The organism is Blautia glucerasea (assembly GCF_013304385.1).
Lineage (GTDB): Bacteria > Bacillota > Clostridia > Lachnospirales > Lachnospiraceae > Blautia_A > Blautia_A ammoniilytica.
On sequence record NZ_JAAITU010000033.1, the window covers coordinates 1 to 14,724 of the forward strand.

General features: G+C 41.7%; 16 protein-coding genes. All 16 read right to left on the reverse strand.

Annotated elements, in window-relative coordinates:
- Positions 1-67: 67 nt before the first annotated feature.
- Entirely contained in the window at positions 68-466 is a 399-nt protein-coding gene (locus tag G5B11_RS12590; protein ID WP_244093009.1) for an AAA family ATPase, read from the reverse strand.
- A gap of 11 nt (positions 467-477) precedes the next feature.
- Positions 478-645: a DUF3970 family protein gene (locus G5B11_RS12595; RefSeq protein ID WP_118608518.1), complete on the reverse strand. Its 168-nt coding sequence runs from the start codon at positions 643-645 to the stop codon at positions 478-480.
- 19 nt (positions 646-664) lie between these two features.
- A complete protein-coding gene (locus G5B11_RS12600; RefSeq protein ID WP_118608517.1) occupies positions 665-1,099 on the reverse strand; it encodes a DUF6075 family protein in 435 nt (144 codons plus the stop codon).
- Positions 1,100-1,438: 339 nt separating this feature from the next.
- Entirely contained in the window at positions 1,439-2,377 is a 939-nt protein-coding gene (tsf, locus tag G5B11_RS12605; protein WP_173728454.1) for a translation elongation factor Ts, read from the reverse strand.
- A 55-nt stretch (positions 2,378-2,432) separates the two neighbouring features.
- Positions 2,433-3,188, reverse strand: coding sequence for a 30S ribosomal protein S2 (gene rpsB, locus G5B11_RS12610; protein ID WP_158422230.1), 756 nt, complete (start codon positions 3,186-3,188; stop codon positions 2,433-2,435).
- A 181-nt stretch (positions 3,189-3,369) separates the two neighbouring features.
- Positions 3,370-4,116, reverse strand: a complete 747-nt coding sequence (locus G5B11_RS12615; protein WP_173728456.1) for a pseudouridine synthase — start codon at positions 4,114-4,116, stop codon at positions 3,370-3,372.
- Positions 4,109-6,307: a DUF6449 domain-containing protein gene (locus G5B11_RS12620; protein ID WP_173728458.1), complete on the reverse strand. Its 2,199-nt coding sequence runs from the start codon at positions 6,305-6,307 to the stop codon at positions 4,109-4,111. Before G5B11_RS12620 ends, G5B11_RS12615 begins: the two co-directional genes overlap by 8 nt.
- Positions 6,282-7,184 carry an ABC transporter ATP-binding protein gene (locus G5B11_RS12625; protein WP_158422234.1) on the reverse strand — a complete coding sequence of 301 codons (903 nt, stop codon included), beginning with the start codon at positions 7,182-7,184 and terminating at the stop codon, positions 6,282-6,284. The genes G5B11_RS12620 and G5B11_RS12625 overlap by 26 nt, the downstream gene beginning before the upstream one ends.
- Entirely contained in the window at positions 7,181-7,552 is a 372-nt protein-coding gene (locus G5B11_RS12630; RefSeq protein ID WP_158422235.1) for a GntR family transcriptional regulator, read from the reverse strand. Before G5B11_RS12630 ends, G5B11_RS12625 begins: the two co-directional genes overlap by 4 nt.
- Positions 7,553-7,568: 16 nt before the next feature.
- Positions 7,569-7,823: a hypothetical protein gene (locus G5B11_RS12635; RefSeq protein ID WP_158422236.1), complete on the reverse strand. Its 255-nt coding sequence runs from the start codon at positions 7,821-7,823 to the stop codon at positions 7,569-7,571.
- A 73-nt stretch (positions 7,824-7,896) separates the two neighbouring features.
- Positions 7,897-8,718: a CPBP family intramembrane glutamic endopeptidase gene (locus G5B11_RS12640; RefSeq protein ID WP_244093010.1), complete on the reverse strand. Its 822-nt coding sequence runs from the start codon at positions 8,716-8,718 to the stop codon at positions 7,897-7,899.
- A gap of 20 nt (positions 8,719-8,738) precedes the next feature.
- Complete coding sequence (locus G5B11_RS12645) at positions 8,739-9,386, reverse strand: HAD hydrolase-like protein (RefSeq protein WP_173728459.1); 648 nt, start codon at positions 9,384-9,386, stop codon at positions 8,739-8,741.
- Between the two features lie 135 nt (positions 9,387-9,521).
- The gene (locus tag G5B11_RS12650; RefSeq protein ID WP_173728461.1) at positions 9,522-10,514 is read right to left on the reverse strand and encodes a hypothetical protein; all 993 of its coding nucleotides are present in this window, start codon (positions 10,512-10,514) and stop codon (positions 9,522-9,524) included.
- Positions 10,511-11,569, reverse strand: coding sequence for a serine/threonine protein kinase (locus G5B11_RS12655; protein ID WP_173728463.1), 1,059 nt, complete (start codon positions 11,567-11,569; stop codon positions 10,511-10,513). Before G5B11_RS12655 ends, G5B11_RS12650 begins: the two co-directional genes overlap by 4 nt.
- A 547-nt stretch (positions 11,570-12,116) precedes the next feature.
- The gene (gene argS / locus G5B11_RS12660; protein WP_158422240.1) at positions 12,117-13,883 is read right to left on the reverse strand and encodes an arginine--tRNA ligase; all 1,767 of its coding nucleotides are present in this window, start codon (positions 13,881-13,883) and stop codon (positions 12,117-12,119) included.
- Positions 13,884-13,894: 11 nt separating this feature from the next.
- Positions 13,895-14,707 (reverse strand): transglutaminase domain-containing protein, encoded by an 813-nt coding sequence (locus tag G5B11_RS12665; RefSeq protein ID WP_173728465.1) that lies wholly within the window; start codon positions 14,705-14,707, stop codon positions 13,895-13,897.
- Positions 14,708-14,724: the final 17 nt, after the last annotated feature.

Consider the following 14,724-nt stretch of genomic DNA (forward strand, 5'->3'; position numbering starts at 1 on the left):
ATAAATATGGGGTATTTCAAAAGTTAATCAGCATAATAATTTACTCCGCATTAGATTGTTTATGTGGTTAACCACATAAACAGTCAATTAAAATATAGTCATACTCCTGTTCCAGAAGTTCCAAATACTCCTTTAAAACTTTTTCTCTGTCCTCTACTGTGAACAATGACATATCCATTCCCGAAAGTAGTTTGTTAGATGGAATCACATCTATTCCTTCCGCATGATGTAAAACGGCCTCCTTGGGATCAAACTCTAATCCCATGATAATATTTTCCATCATTGTTTTCAGTGTCACTCTCAAATTCTTTGGAAATCCAAGCCCCATTGTCAAATGCCCCTGTGGATCTGCGTCAACCAGTACAACTTTCTTTCCTTCCTTGGCCAGTCCTACTCCAAGATTGATAGTGGTAGTGGTCTTTGCCACTCCACCTTTCTGATTTGCGATTGCGATTACTCTGCACATAACTTTTCCTCCTAATGTCTGATTCTTTCGACGTCTACATACACACGAAAATATTTGTTTGTTCCCTTATTTGCATAAGGCTCTGATATACTTAAAATTTCAAAGTTACTATTCTTTTCCAATATTTTTCGAAACCATTTCAGTTCATTTGTTGTTCCCTGTAATCTGATTTTCAGCATTTTTGACCTCCAATCATTTTTAGGAGCAATACTCCGGATAACGTATCTTTATTGCCTCCCAAAAGAATTTTGCATACCCACAGCAAAACAGATCTTCTACTGTATAACAGCTGCACTCCGATAACTGCTTTTCCGCATCTTCATAGTCATAGACACTGGGTGTACCGTTGCAGTAGAGATTAAATGCCATGCGTACAACTCTGACACTACCACTTGTCTGCCATCCTTCCTGCAGACATTCTGGCTTCACACTGCCATTTTTAAAATCATAAATTCTGTTAACGTGTTTTCGTGTATCTCTGTCGATTCCAAGACAATATACCAATGCTTTGTGATATACATCTTTCCATCTGCATTTTGGCAGATATTCCAAATAGAACTCCTTATGTTCTTTGTTCATAAAAGTTATTGTGCGAGCATCCTCGCCAGCTGCGCCTATCGCTGTACTTGCCATACTGATCTCCTCCTTATAAAATTGGTTTTTAAGTTTATAATTTGTTTTTTGAAAATTATGGTGATCTGATGAAACCGCTGATAATTTGAGTAACTTCGCTGAAGATTGCAAGCCTTTGCTTTTACTCAGTTTTTCCTTACTCAATACTCAATTTTAGAAGATTCTTGGTGATTTCCAGCGATGCTTGGCGGTATTTAGGACTTTTTTAGAAAAATATAGAAAAAAGCCCCGAAAACCTTATAATCACTGTGAAACGTAGTGTTTATAAGGCTTTCAGGGCCTTTAAATACTTAAATTTAGACTTATTAAAATAATATAATGAAAACTTAAGCTAATGGATTACTTACCCATCTGTTTTGCAACTTCCTCTGCAAAGTTCTCTTCTTTCTTCTCGATACCTTCACCAGTCTCGTAACGAACAAAGCTCTTGATTGTGATCTTAGCGCCGTTCTCTTTAGCAACCTGTGCTACATAATTGCCAACAGTCTGCTTTCCATCCTCTGCTTTTACGTATACCTGGTCAAGAAGGCAGATTTCTTTCAGCTCTTTCTTGATACGTCCCTGGATCATACCCTGGATAACCTTCTCAGGCTTCTGGGATTCCTTCGGGTCGTTCTGGATCTGAGCCAGAAGAATCTCTTTTTCATGCTCGATATAGTCAGCGCTTACTTCGCTGTCGCTTGTGTAAAGCGGTTTAAGAGCTGCAACCTGCATTGCAACATTTTTAGCCATTTCTTTGATGGCATCGTTAACAACATCTGTCTCAACATCAACAAGAACTCCGATCTTACCACCCATGTGAATGTAGGAAGCAACGAAACCATTGTCCTCTTTTACCTGAGCGAATCTACGGATGTTCATGTTCTCACCAATAACAGCGATCTGAGCTGCAAGAGCTTCTTTTACAGATTTTGTGGTATCAAGTGTCCATGGCTCTGCCAGGAAAGCATCAATATCAGCAGCTTCTGTATTCAGTGCCTGTGCTGCAACATCAGCAACGTAGCCCTGGAATTTCTCATTCTTTGCAACAAAGTCTGTCTCAGCATTAACCTCAACAACAACTGCTTTCTTGCCATCCTCTGCAACAAGAGCCTTGCAAAGACCCTCTGCTGCAACACGGCTTGCCTTTTTCTGAGCGGTAGCAAGACCTTTCTCGCGAAGGAACTCTACTGCTTTATCCATATCGCCTTCTGTAGCTGTAAGAGCTTTCTTACAATCCATCATTCCGGCGCCGGTCATTTCTCTTAACTCTTTTACCTGTGCTGCTGTAATAGCCATTGTATTTTCCTCCTGTTATTCGATCATCTGTCTTTGCCGTTCCCCGGCCTGACAATTATTCCTCTGTTGCTGCTTCCTCAGCTGCAAACTCCTCAGACTCTGCCTGGATCTCTCCGTCAACATCTGCCTGTCCCTGATTAGCCTCGATAACAGCGTCTGCCATCTTGGAAACGATTAATTTGACAGCACGGATAGCATCATCATTACCTGGAATTACATAGTCAAGTTCTTCCGGATCACAGTTTGTATCGCAGATACCGATCAGCGGGATTCCTAATGTATGTGCTTCCTGAATGCAGATTCTTTCTTTCTTCGGGTCAACTACGAAGATTGCATCCGGGATTCTCTTCATCTCTTTGATACCGCCAAGGTTCTTCTGTAATTTATCAAGTTCTTTTCTTAAAGCGATAACTTCTTTCTTTGGAAGAACATCAAATGTTCCGTCAGACTCCATTGTCTCGATCTCTTTCAGTCTTGCAATACGGCTCTGGATAGTCTTGAAGTTGGTAAGCATACCACCTAACCATCTCTCGTTTACATAGAACTGTCCGCAACGCTCAGCCTCAGTCTTGATCGCATCCTGAGCCTGTTTCTTTGTACCAACGAACAGAATGTTTCCGCCATTAGCTACGATATCAGCAACTGCATTGTATGCATCATCAACCATGCCTACAGACTGCTGTAAGTCAATGATATAGATACCGTTTCTCTCTGTGTAGATGTACGGAGCCATTTTAGGGTTCCATCTTCTTGTCTGATGTCCGAAATGAACACCTGCTTCCAAAAGCTGTTTCATTGAAATAACGCTCATTGTTGTAATCTCCTTTTTTGGTTTTTTCTTCCGCACAGGTCGCCTTCCGTCCGGACCCAACCACACACCGTAGGGCACCATCCATGAGAATCACCGTGCGTGTTTAATTTTAACAACCGTTGTATTATAACATAAGAAAAACGCTGGTGTAAAGAGGATTTTTCAAAATTTTATGCTGTTTTTACAGTCTTTTGAGGATTTTGCGTTCTTCTGTAGTAAGCATACGCCACTGGCCGATGGGAAGATCTTCTGGAAGAACCAGTCCACCCATGGAAAGACGTTTCAGGTATACCACTGTTTTGCCTACTGCTTCCATCATCCGCTTTACCTGATGAAACTTCCCTTCACGGATAGTCAGAAGAATCTCTGAGTATTCCCCGTCTGTATTCAGGATTTCCAGTTTTGCCGGCATGGTAAGCTTTGCTTCCCCAATGTCCACACCATTTTTTACAGCCTCCTGATCCTCTTTTGTGACCACTCCTTTCACTTTTGCATAATAGGTTTTATCCACGTGTTTTGCCGGAGAAAGCAACTCATGTGCCAGCGCTCCGTCATCTGTGATCAGAAGCAGGCCTTCTGTATCCTTGTCCAGTCGTCCTACTGGAAAAAGATTTCTCCTTGCGATCTTCGGAAGCAGATCCATAACGGTTTTATCTTTTGAATCTTCTGTAGCGCTGATATAACCAGCCGGTTTATTCAGAATGTAATATAAGAAATTCGGTGCTTCCGTCTGCTCCTTTCCATCCAGCAAAACTCTGTCCAGATCCGGGCTGATTTTCTGTTCCGGACCGGATGCTGGCTGATCATTCACCAGCACCCTGCCTTTTTGTATCATTTTTTTGACTTCACTGCGGGTTCCTGCCCCTGCATCTGCAAGGAAACGATCCAAACGTACTTGTGTTTTTTCAGACTTTTTACTTTTACTCATAAATATCCATTACCTCAGTATCTGTTGTATCTTCCAGATTCGTTGTCAGATCAGTACTGTCCTCGCTTTCATTCTCCCCCAGGATACCCTCCTGGGCACGCTCCTGATCTAATAAGATAAATTCCGGAGTCTTCTCTCCTGGACGGATAGCCCATCCCTCCACAGCCTCTTTACCGCGAATGTTTAGTGTAAGGTCTGCCCATGGAGAATTAAAGGTTTCCCATTCCGGAACCAGTTCTGGTGGAATCAGTATATTCTTTAATTCTGTCAATTCTTCTTTTCCTGTATACTGTACCGGATCAGATAAAACGGTGGCATCTTCTGAAAGGTCAAATACCACATCGGCACTTTCAACATCAACATCCTGAAGGGATATGGAAAGATCCTCCTCTTCTTCAAGAAGCGCCAGACTACGGCTGAACTGGGGGAACATATAGACCATGCCTCCTGCACCGCTTAAAAATTCTCTTCCATCCGGCACCATATTATCAGGGGTTCTCTCCTGGGGAATCTGTCCAAAGCTCAGATAAAGTTTTCCGCAAGGCTGTCCTGTCAGAATTTCTGCATCTGCCTCCAGGATGTCCTGCCGCAATGCCTCCAGAAACTCTGTTCTTTTTTCTTTATCCCTTTCCCAAAGGGTAGTATAAACACCATCTCCGAATATACCGGTAATACTGAACAGATACTTAGAATCAATGTTCAAAATGGAATACCTGTCCTTTTTATAGTCGCCTTCCCGGTATGCCGCCTGTAAAATATCCTTAAGGATCTGACTGTCTACAATATAATTCCGGTAAATGGTTGTACCGGACTTCATGGTAAACCCGAAAGTTACCATTCTTCCTGACTCTTCCAGGTCTTCTTTACCAACATTATTCTTTATATTTTTATAAGTACGATCTGCTGCTTTTTTCACTGCCTGCAGCAGATCCTCAGAATTCCCCAGATCAATCATGGCCTCCACGTTATTAGTACCAATCACATAACGACCATCTGCTTTTTCTTCCGCATAATCGCTGGACTCCATATTAACACCATTCCAGCTGATCATTTCTACCTGTCCGCTTTTCGGAAAATACCTGTCATACCTGATTACATCTGTTTTAAATCCTGCTGCCATCAGAATCGCCAAAACCCCACACAGGATCAATTGTACCCAATGGACATATATTTTCCGAAAATCCATCTGATAAACGATTTCAAGAAGACTGTAGGACAATATTACTCCTACCAGCAATCCAAAAATCTCCCAGGCATCCCTGGATGAAGTGTTTTCCGGAAACAGGGAAAAGAACAGTCCGGTGCCAAGACCAGTGGGGATCACCACCAGAATACGGATCACCACCTGTGTAAAAGGATAGATCAAAGCTTCACCAGTACGTTCAGACGGTCTTTTTATGTAAGCAAAAAAGGACGCAGCTGTCAAAACCAGTACCACGCACAAAACAGGAAACAGAAATCCTTTCAGTTCACCCTGGCTGTATTTATCTACCAGTTCATTTCCCAGAAAAAGTGGCGATACATCTCTTTTTAAAACCTTGCACACTCCGTATAACATTCGGGCATAGGTTCTGAAATAGGTTTCTTCATATCCCGTGATCAGACTTGAAAGCACAGTTCCATACAGAAAAACTCCAACAAAGCAAAGCCCGCCCATAAGAAAATTACCAGTAATACAGATCACCAGTACAATAGCAAAATATATCAGCAGATAACAGATCAAATGTATCAGGAACATATAAAATGCCAGCTTCATTAAATGTAAGCTGAAACACCCTCGCATTGCGCCAATACATACTGTAAGAAATTCCATCAGCAAATATGGTCCTGCAAAGAATATGATCCCTGTAAACATTCTAGAAAAGAACATCCTGGATCTTTTCACAGGAATGGAATGGTAAAAATCCACTTTCTTTGATGAATAAAGATACCAGAATTCACTGACGCTGTTCAGCAATGCAGCAATCACCGTAATTGCAAAGCCTGTCCTGAGGAACCCGTCTTTCCACAGGTTTTCATAAAGGATCTGGAGCTGATCATAAGTGTAATTCATACCAAACCAATTACCCATCATCAGAAGTTCGGCTACAGGAAAAGCCAGAAAAAAACCGATCAGCAGGATCACTGGGATCCATACTTGCTCTTTTATATTCATTTTAATCTGTTTACCAGAATATATTTTTAATTTCATAGCCTGCAACCTCCGTTTCACTGATAAAAATCTCTTCCAGGGTTAAAGGCAAAATCTCACAGAAAAGCGGTTTTTTTGCCTGGATCCTTTCCATAATTTCTGTGCGTGTTCCCCTTGCTGTGATCAGAAGAAGCGATCCCTGATGCTGGATACTCAATACGTCCAGTTCTTTCGCCAGTTCTTTTTCTTTCTGCGAATCGGAAAGGACACATTGAACTTTATGTATATGGAATTTCAGTTCTTCAAGATCCTGTGACAAAAGAATCCCTCCCTGGTGCAGAAGCCCTACATGATCACAGATATCTTCTAATTCCCGTAAATTATGGGAAGCAATCACCGGTGAAAAATCCCGGTTCATGATTTCTGCTGCAAATAGGCTTTTGACAGCCTGCCGCATCACCGGATCCAGTCCATCGAAGGTCTCATCACACAACATGTACTTAGTGCCTGCAGCAATCCCCAGGATCACAAGCAATTGTTTCTTCATTCCTTTTGAAAACCTGTTGATCTTTCCTCTTTCATCCAGATGAAACTGCTTCATCAACTTCTCATACTTCTGCATCCGGAATGAAGGATAGACATTTTTGTAATAAACAGCCATCTCCCTTGGTGTAAAATTAGCCGGAAAATAACTGTCATCTGCAATATAAAATATGCTGCTTTTGGCTTTCTCATTTTCGTAAACGTCTGTACCATCTACCAGAATATTCCCTTCATCCCCACGTATGATCCCTGCCATCATACGCAGCAAGGTACTTTTCCCGGCTCCATTGCTTCCCACCAGACCAAAGACCTCTCTGTTTCCGATCTGAAGGGATACCTTATTGACAGCCTGAAGCATGCCAAATTTCTTGCTGCATTGATTCACTTCTATCATTTTATTCCCTCCTTGTAACAGACCCGAACTAATTCTGTCAATTCTTCTTCGTCATAGCCCAGCGTCTGTCCTTTATAGATCAGTTCACGCATCTCCTGGGTGTAAGCCTTCTTGCTGATCCGCTTGATACTGGTACTGTCTGCAATAAAGTTCCCCTTTCCTTTTACTGGATAGACCAGCCCTTCCTGCTCCAGCTGCATGTAAGCCCTCTGGATCGTATTAGGATTAATGGACAATTCCATAGCAAGCTGCCGCACGGATGGAAGACGGCTTCCTGCTGTCAGCGCCCCACTTAAAATGAGCTGTCTGAATCTTTCTGTGACCTGTTCATAGATTGGCCGCCGGTCATGATAATCAAGTACGATCATAGGCAACTCCTTTCTACTACAAATTAACTCCCATCACTGATATTGATTCTATTGCTAGTGTGTTAATCGTCTTAATACACTTATGATACCATTCTGCCATTCCTAACACAAGGCTTCGCCTTATTAAAATTTTATAAAAAAAATCTAAAAAAACGTTTCCAGAAGGAACACCTCTATCATCAGGTTCTTTCTGCAAAAAGATCTCCAGAGAAAAACTGCTGCCAGATATGTACTCTAAAACATACCTGACAGCAGTTCTATTACCTGTCAATCTGGAAATCTCCTTCTCTTTTGCAAGTCAATTTCGCTTTCCTTTTCACATTCCTTCAGCTTTCGGATATTCCCTATATCTCTCTTATCCTATTTCGTCCTGTATACTTCTTATAAAAATATCGCATTCCAAAAACAGTCAGAATCAACAATCCTAAAGCCAGCATGCCCCATGCCATGATTCTTTCCTCATTTTCCATAATATAGGCTGCTGCAGTTCCACTTATAAGACTCCAGATATTGGCTCCCATATGAAGGAGTACACTTCCCCATAAGCTGCCGCTCCACTCCAGTAGAAGTGCAAACACAGTACCAAGAATGCTGGCATAAATCCCCTGTACCAGATTGCCATGATAAATTCCAAACATAACACCTGATAATATAGCAGCTGTGATCAACCGTAGATTATCACGAAATCTTAAGAATACCAGCCATCGGAAAATAGCCTCCTCTGCCAAAGGAGCCACAATACCAATCCACAGGATCATTGAAAGTAAAGTCTTTCCACCTGTCATCCTTTCCACTGTATTTTGATATTTCATACTGGCATCAGACCCCATAAGGAGAATATTTACAATCATGTTAATGTATTGAGCAAGGGCACCTCCCATGAAGAACAATAAAATGCCTTCCCAAAATCCAAGCTTTCTTGTTCTTTTTTCCTTAAGGATTCCTCCATACTTTCTCGCTGCCAGGTCTTTTTTATAAAAAAACAAAGTAGGAATCAAAGCCAGAAGACCGGTAAGGCCGGTAAGCATCATTACCTGTCCATAATAAGCATCTTTATTTCCCCCGTTTCGTAATACAAGGAAATACAAGCCTGCATAAGCCACGATCTGTGATATTCCAAAATGAATCCCCATGGGATAAATTGCTCTCCAGATCTGCATCGGCATTTTTAGTTTCCTGCGGGGGCTTATTCGAAAAAATCCAGCACCTCTTCTGCAGAGCCTGCAATTTTCAAAGGTCCTGCTTTTGTCAGTTCTTCCACGGAACCATAGCCATAAGATACTGCAAGGCAGTCAAGCCCTGCCTCTCTTGCTCCTAACACATCGTATTCCCTGTCTCCAACAAGGATCACCTGATCTCTGTGATTCTCCAGATGGAAGCGCCGCAACACTTCTTCCACAACCTGCGATTTTTTGGATCTTCCACCATTCAGTTCACTGCCCACCATCTGATCAAAATATACATCCAGTTCAAAATGCTCCAGTACCTGCTTCACGAAATATTCAGGCTTAGAAGAGGCAACTCCCAGAAGATATCCTTTCTTTTTCAGCTGCACCAGCATATCCTTGATCCCCGGATATACTTTATTCTCAAAAACACCTATTGGTGCATATCTTTCTCTGTAATAGGTCACTCCCTGCCGTGCAGCTTCTTCATCAACGCCTGCATATTCCATAAATTCTTCCATCAGTGGAGGGCCTACAAACACCCGTAATTTTTCCAGATCATCTTCCGGCTTTCCCAGCTTTTCCAGTGCATACTGCACACTTTTCATGATCCCTTCCCCAGAATCTGTTAATGTTCCATCCAGATCAAATAAAATGGCTTTGTACATATGTTCCTCCGTTAGTATTTCATACATTTATTAACAGACATGATTATACCATTCTTTCTCTACATTTCCAACAGATAAGTTAATGCAGCTGATACAGATAAGCTGCTTAAACATATTCTCCGGATATTTAATTCTCTAGTCACATGTAAAAATCCAGGGCGCCATGCCTCTGACCTGCCCATCTTCCAGAAAGAATCGCACTTCTACTTTGTTTTTCCCCTGTTCCGGTCTGTCTTCCAGCACTATACGGCTCCCTTCCCTGTTCCATCTGCACTCCTTTCCGTTTAGCCGTACAGACAGGATCTGATGGATGTTCAGCCTGGTTACAGTGAGATATAGAATGTCCTTTTTGTCTGCCTGTTTCTTATGAAAAAATGTCATATCTTTTGTTCTTCGGAAATTCACAGCCCGATCCTGCTCTTTTGCTTTTTGTCTTTCTTCTTGACTGACATAAACTTTTGGTTCTAATTCCCCTTCAGCGATTTTTCCAGTTTCTTTTGATTCTGGTATTTTGGGTTCTCCTGATTTTTCTTCTGATAGTCTTTGTATCAGTGATTGCTGCTTGTGAGCTGGCTGCACACTGTCCTGTCCATCATTCTCCTGACGATTGCTTCTCTGCTTAGTACTGTTCTGGTTATTATTCTGATTATTATTATTCATCTTATTATTCTGATTGTTACTGCTTCGATTGTTATTTTCCTGATTGTTACTGTTCTGATAGTTACTTTCCTGATGGTTACTTTCCTGATTATTACTTTCCTGATTGTTATTGCCCCGATCGTTAATGTCCTGATCGTTGCTATTCTGCAGATTGTTTTGCTGCTGATTATTTTGCTGTATACTTTCTGCTGTAGATGAAAATATATCCTCACTTTCTCCAACAGAATTTTCTATCTTATTGCCCTGGGCAAATGATTCGTTTTCCGACTCTGCAGTACTTTTGGTATCCGCCTCTTCTTCCCATCCAGAAGTATTTTCCTGCCAATTGTCCGGTAACGACCAGTTTTCCCCTTCTGAAACACTTACATCAAAGCCTCCCAAATCTTCTGCCTGTGTCCAGACTGTACCAAACATTTTTCCTATAAACAATATTGCAGCTATGCTTAACCATATCCTGTAGCTTTTCATTGACCTCCACCTTCCTGTCCCTTTTCTGATTCCAAAAGTTCCAACAATTCCTCATTTGCCCGGAGCATTTGCAACACATGCTCCTGCTCGTCTTTTTTTGTATATAATGTAAGCATTTCCTGCAGCTGATCTCTGACTTTCTTCACTGCTTCTGTTCTTTTGTTCCTGGTTTCATTTTGAAATTCCATCTGATAATATACATCTGTTACCTGTGTTAATCGCTCCCTGAACTCTGGAATTTTCGATTCCCCAGTCAGCAAAATTCCAAAAGCAACAAGTCCAAGGACTGTAATACCGGCTACTGCCATGGCATATCTGCCTTTTCCTTTTTTCTTTTGGATTCTCTTCAATACTTTTTCCACTTCCTGCATATTTTTATATCTGTAGATTTCTTTTTTTCTGCAACAGCGAAAAAGGAACCATAGAAACAACGGATCATACATGATATATTTCGCCAGATTCGCAGTAAGCAATGCCTGTAATGTTTTCCCCATGGTAAAAATATCGCTTTTTTCACAGATCTGTCCCTTCATCTGCTCTGGCGAAGCATAACCCATGGTTCCCCAGCACTCTTTTTGCTGCCTGCAATAACTCTGGACAGCACTTCCAAAATCCACCAGATACAGCTTCCCGTTCTCTGTCAGCATCAGGTTTCCAGGCTTCAGATCCCCGTAATATACAGGTGGCTTCCGACTATGCAGATATCCCAACACCTGTGCGATCATTATGCCAAAAGACAAAAGCTCTTCCTCTGAAAAACGACGTCCTTCTTTTATCCATTCTTCCAACGATTTTCCCTGTATAAATTCCATCACAAGATAGCAATAGTCTTCTTTTTCAATATAATCGATCATCCTTGGCATATATGGATGCTCCAACAGTCGCAAAAGCTTTGCTTCTTTCTTATGTGAAACAGGTATTTCCTTAACTGCCCACAAGCAGCCAAGTTCCAGATCCCGCGCCAGATAGAGAGTTCCTTCCCCTCCGGCACGTATCTGCTCAAGAATACAATATCTTCCCTTCAAAATAAGTCCTGTAAGTCTTATGTCAGTCACTTCCTTCACAATGATAAAAAGAAACTATTCAGCATGTAGCATCCCATAAGGAAATTACGGTGAAATACCGTATACGATGATTACTAGCACAGTGAATATTAAGTAACCGCCATATTGACTTGCCTTAATTTTCACTGTACTAGCTTGTCAGTTCAAGAATGCCTCGGCATTCTTGCTGCGAGGTGCGCGTCATGCAATTGCATGACATACTTCTCCTGCGCACCTCTGCAATCCTGCCGGAGGCTATATCAGCTGGGGGATTGACTCCCAGCTGATATAATATATAGAAGTGGGAGTTTTCTCGCCTGAGATAAATATAGCATAAATCTGCTGCCCGAAAAAGCAGCTTTACAGATATTTAAGAAAAATACAGAAGTATAAAAATCCTAATAAAAATAGAAAAAAATACAGTAAAAATATCCTTCGCATGCAGGAATAAAATTACCATGCAAGATATTTTTACTGTATTTCAGATGTCTTTACTGTACTTTAAATGTCTTTACGGAGTTTTAAAGCTCCAGATTCCAGACATAAGGCCAATACGATTTTACATCTTATCCGGTGCTGTAAATCCAAGAAGGTCAATGCTAGTCTCCAGAACTCTTTTGGCCAGTGTAATTAAACGGATATATGACTGCTTCCGCATCGGATCTTCTTCGCTTAAGATCTTTGTCTCATGGTAAAAGCTGTTAAATGCATTGGATACCTCATAAATATAAGCACAGATCTTATGAGGTGCCTTCTCTTCAAAAGCATTTTCAATCGTAGCCCCAAATCCGGCAAGCTGAAGCATCAAATTCTTCTCACTGATTCCCACTGCCGGAAGCAATGTACCTGCCTCAAGATCTCCTCCGTTTTCTTTAAAACGGCTGAGAATGGATTTGATACGTACAATCGTATACAAAATATATGGGCCTGTATTTCCCTCAAAAGAAGTAAACCGGTCAATATCAAAAATATAATCTTTGGTAGCCTGGTTGGACAAATCTCCATATTTGATAGCAGAAAGTCCAACAATCTTAGCAGTTTCCTGGGCATCCTTATCCTTTACACTGCGATTCTCTACGATCTTGTGGAACATCTCTTCATCAATCTCAGAGATCAGATTCTCCAGTCGCATAACCCCGCCTTCTCTTGTCTTGAAAGGCTTGCCATCTTTGCCATTCATAGTACCAAATCCAAGGAAGGAAAGCTTTGTATCTTCCTTTACCAGCCCAGTCTTTCTGGCACACCGGAATACCTGTATAAAATGAAGCTCCTGACGCTTGTCAACTACATAAAGGATCTCATCCGGGTTAAACAGCTTCATACGTTCCACAATCGTTGCCAGGTCTGTAGTTGTATAAAGGGAAGCACCGTCTGACTTCAAAAGAATACATGGCGGAATCTCTTTAGTATCGGATTCTTCTTTTACATCCACAACAAGAGCACCCTGGTCCTCATAAGCATATCCTTCATCCTTCATGTGCTGAACCATCTCAGGAATGTAAGGCTGTGCATCTGATTCTTTTTTCCACAGGTCAAAAGAAACATCCAGATTTGCGTAATTTCTCTTCAGGTCTGTTACAGAAACGTTCAGGATATGATTCCATAATGCAGTATACCCTGGATTGCCCTGCTGAAGAAGATGGGTAGCTTCCAGAGCCTCCTTGCGATACTCTTCATCTTCTTTTGATTTGGCACTGGCGCAAGGATAGATCTCCTCCAGTTCGCCTATGGTAAATGGTGCCTCAGATGGATATTCTCCTGTATAAGTCTCATCAAAATAAACAAGCTCCGGCTGTCTGTGCTTCAATTCAGTGATGATCAATCCCATCTGAAGTCCCCAGTCTCCCAAATGCACATCTCCGATCATCTTATGTCCAACAAAACGGCCGATCCTCTTAATGCTCTCGCCGATAATAGCAGAGCGAAGATGACCTACATGAAGAGGCTTTGCCACATTTGGTCCGCCATAATCAATAATGATGGTCTTTGGCTGCTCAGCAGTATTTACAGAAAGCTTTTCATGGGTAGCCATTTCATTCAGCCAGGAAGCTAAATAACTTTCATCAAGCTTCAGGTTAATAAATCCCGGCTTTACTACTTCCACCATGGAAAAGATCCTGCTGTCTTTCAACTGGTCAGCTACCTGGTCAGCAATGATAAATGGTGCTTTTTTGTATGCCTTCGCGCCAGCCATTGCACCGTTACACTGATATTCGCACAGATCCGGACGACTGGATACTGTTACCCTTCCATATGCCGGATCATAGCCTGCTTTTTCAAATGCTGCGGAAAGCTCTTCCGCCATTAATTCCATAATTTTTTTCATTTTCTAACTCCTTATAACGCTATATGAAGAATCGGTGAAAGCTTGTATACGCCATAAGGCACACCATAATTAGCACTGTAACTTTTTGCTTCAGCGAACAAAGGATCATACGCAAGACCTCCGATCTCTGTCCATGCATGTCCGCTTCCGTTTCTTCCTGTACTGTCTACGCATACGTAAACCTGCTTATATCCAACGGCTTTTGCCAGATATGCAAAAGCTGCTGCATCTGACATACAATTGCCGCGGCCTCTCTGGAAATGATCCATAGCATAAACTGCCGGCCATCCACTGAAATTGCTGAATGTACGCCAGGTCCAGTATGGCTTCTTGATCACCCAGTCAAAGCACACCTTCAGCTTCTGTGCAGACGTCATAGATGAATTCGTTATCTGTGCGACGATCTCCTTCGCAGTCTGAAGAGTGGCAAAATCCTGTGCATCTACATCTGACATCTTCTTTCCATTGGCATAAAAATACCTGTTTCCCAGTTTCTTAACCTGCAGAACCCCTTTGTCATTCAGATAATACACCTTATTCTTGATCTTCTGAGTACCTGTCAGCATAACTCCCCGTTTACTAAAAAGATAGGTTTTGTTGCGAACCTTTTTCAATCCGGTAAGGTATTTCCCATTTTTATAGTATCTTTTTCTGCCACTTGGAAATGTATACCAGCCATTTACCGGCTTCTTTGCTTTGGTAACTGTAGTAGTTTTCTTTACAGCAGCTTTAACCGGCTGTGCAGTCTGGGTACCTGCAAGCATAATGCCGAAAAACAGACAGAATGCCAGAATCAGGCCTTTTGCAAAATTTTTTTTCTTCATGCTCATCTTACTCCTCT

Bases quoted from the DNA above. Each gene is read 5' to 3' on its own strand.
- G5B11_RS12640 (WP_244093010.1), bottom strand. From the start codon at position 8,718: ATGCCGATGCAGATCTGGAGAGCAATTTATCCCATGGGGATTCATTTT.
- G5B11_RS12595 (WP_118608518.1), bottom strand. From the start codon at position 645: ATGCTGAAAATCAGATTACAGGGAACAACAAATGAACTGAAATGGTTT.
- tsf (WP_173728454.1), bottom strand. From the start codon at position 2,377: ATGGCTATTACAGCAGCACAGGTAAAAGAGTTAAGAGAAATGACCGGC.
- G5B11_RS12650 (WP_173728461.1), bottom strand. From the start codon at position 10,514: ATGAAAAGCTACAGGATATGGTTAAGCATAGCTGCAATATTGTTTATA.
- argS (WP_158422240.1), bottom strand. From the start codon at position 13,883: ATGAAAAAAATTATGGAATTAATGGCGGAAGAGCTTTCCGCAGCATTT.
- G5B11_RS12600 (WP_118608517.1), bottom strand. From the start codon at position 1,099: ATGGCAAGTACAGCGATAGGCGCAGCTGGCGAGGATGCTCGCACAATA.
- rpsB (WP_158422230.1), bottom strand. From the start codon at position 3,188: ATGAGCGTTATTTCAATGAAACAGCTTTTGGAAGCAGGTGTTCATTTC.
- G5B11_RS12620 (WP_173728458.1), bottom strand. From the start codon at position 6,307: ATGAAATTAAAAATATATTCTGGTAAACAGATTAAAATGAATATAAAA.
- G5B11_RS12590 (WP_244093009.1), bottom strand. From the start codon at position 466: ATGTGCAGAGTAATCGCAATCGCAAATCAGAAAGGTGGAGTGGCAAAG.
- G5B11_RS12645 (WP_173728459.1), bottom strand. From the start codon at position 9,386: ATGTACAAAGCCATTTTATTTGATCTGGATGGAACATTAACAGATTCT.
- G5B11_RS12615 (WP_173728456.1), bottom strand. From the start codon at position 4,116: ATGAGTAAAAGTAAAAAGTCTGAAAAAACACAAGTACGTTTGGATCGT.
- G5B11_RS12665 (WP_173728465.1), bottom strand. From the start codon at position 14,707: ATGAAGAAAAAAAATTTTGCAAAAGGCCTGATTCTGGCATTCTGTCTG.
- G5B11_RS12625 (WP_158422234.1), bottom strand. From the start codon at position 7,184: ATGATAGAAGTGAATCAATGCAGCAAGAAATTTGGCATGCTTCAGGCT.
- G5B11_RS12630 (WP_158422235.1), bottom strand. From the start codon at position 7,552: ATGATCGTACTTGATTATCATGACCGGCGGCCAATCTATGAACAGGTC.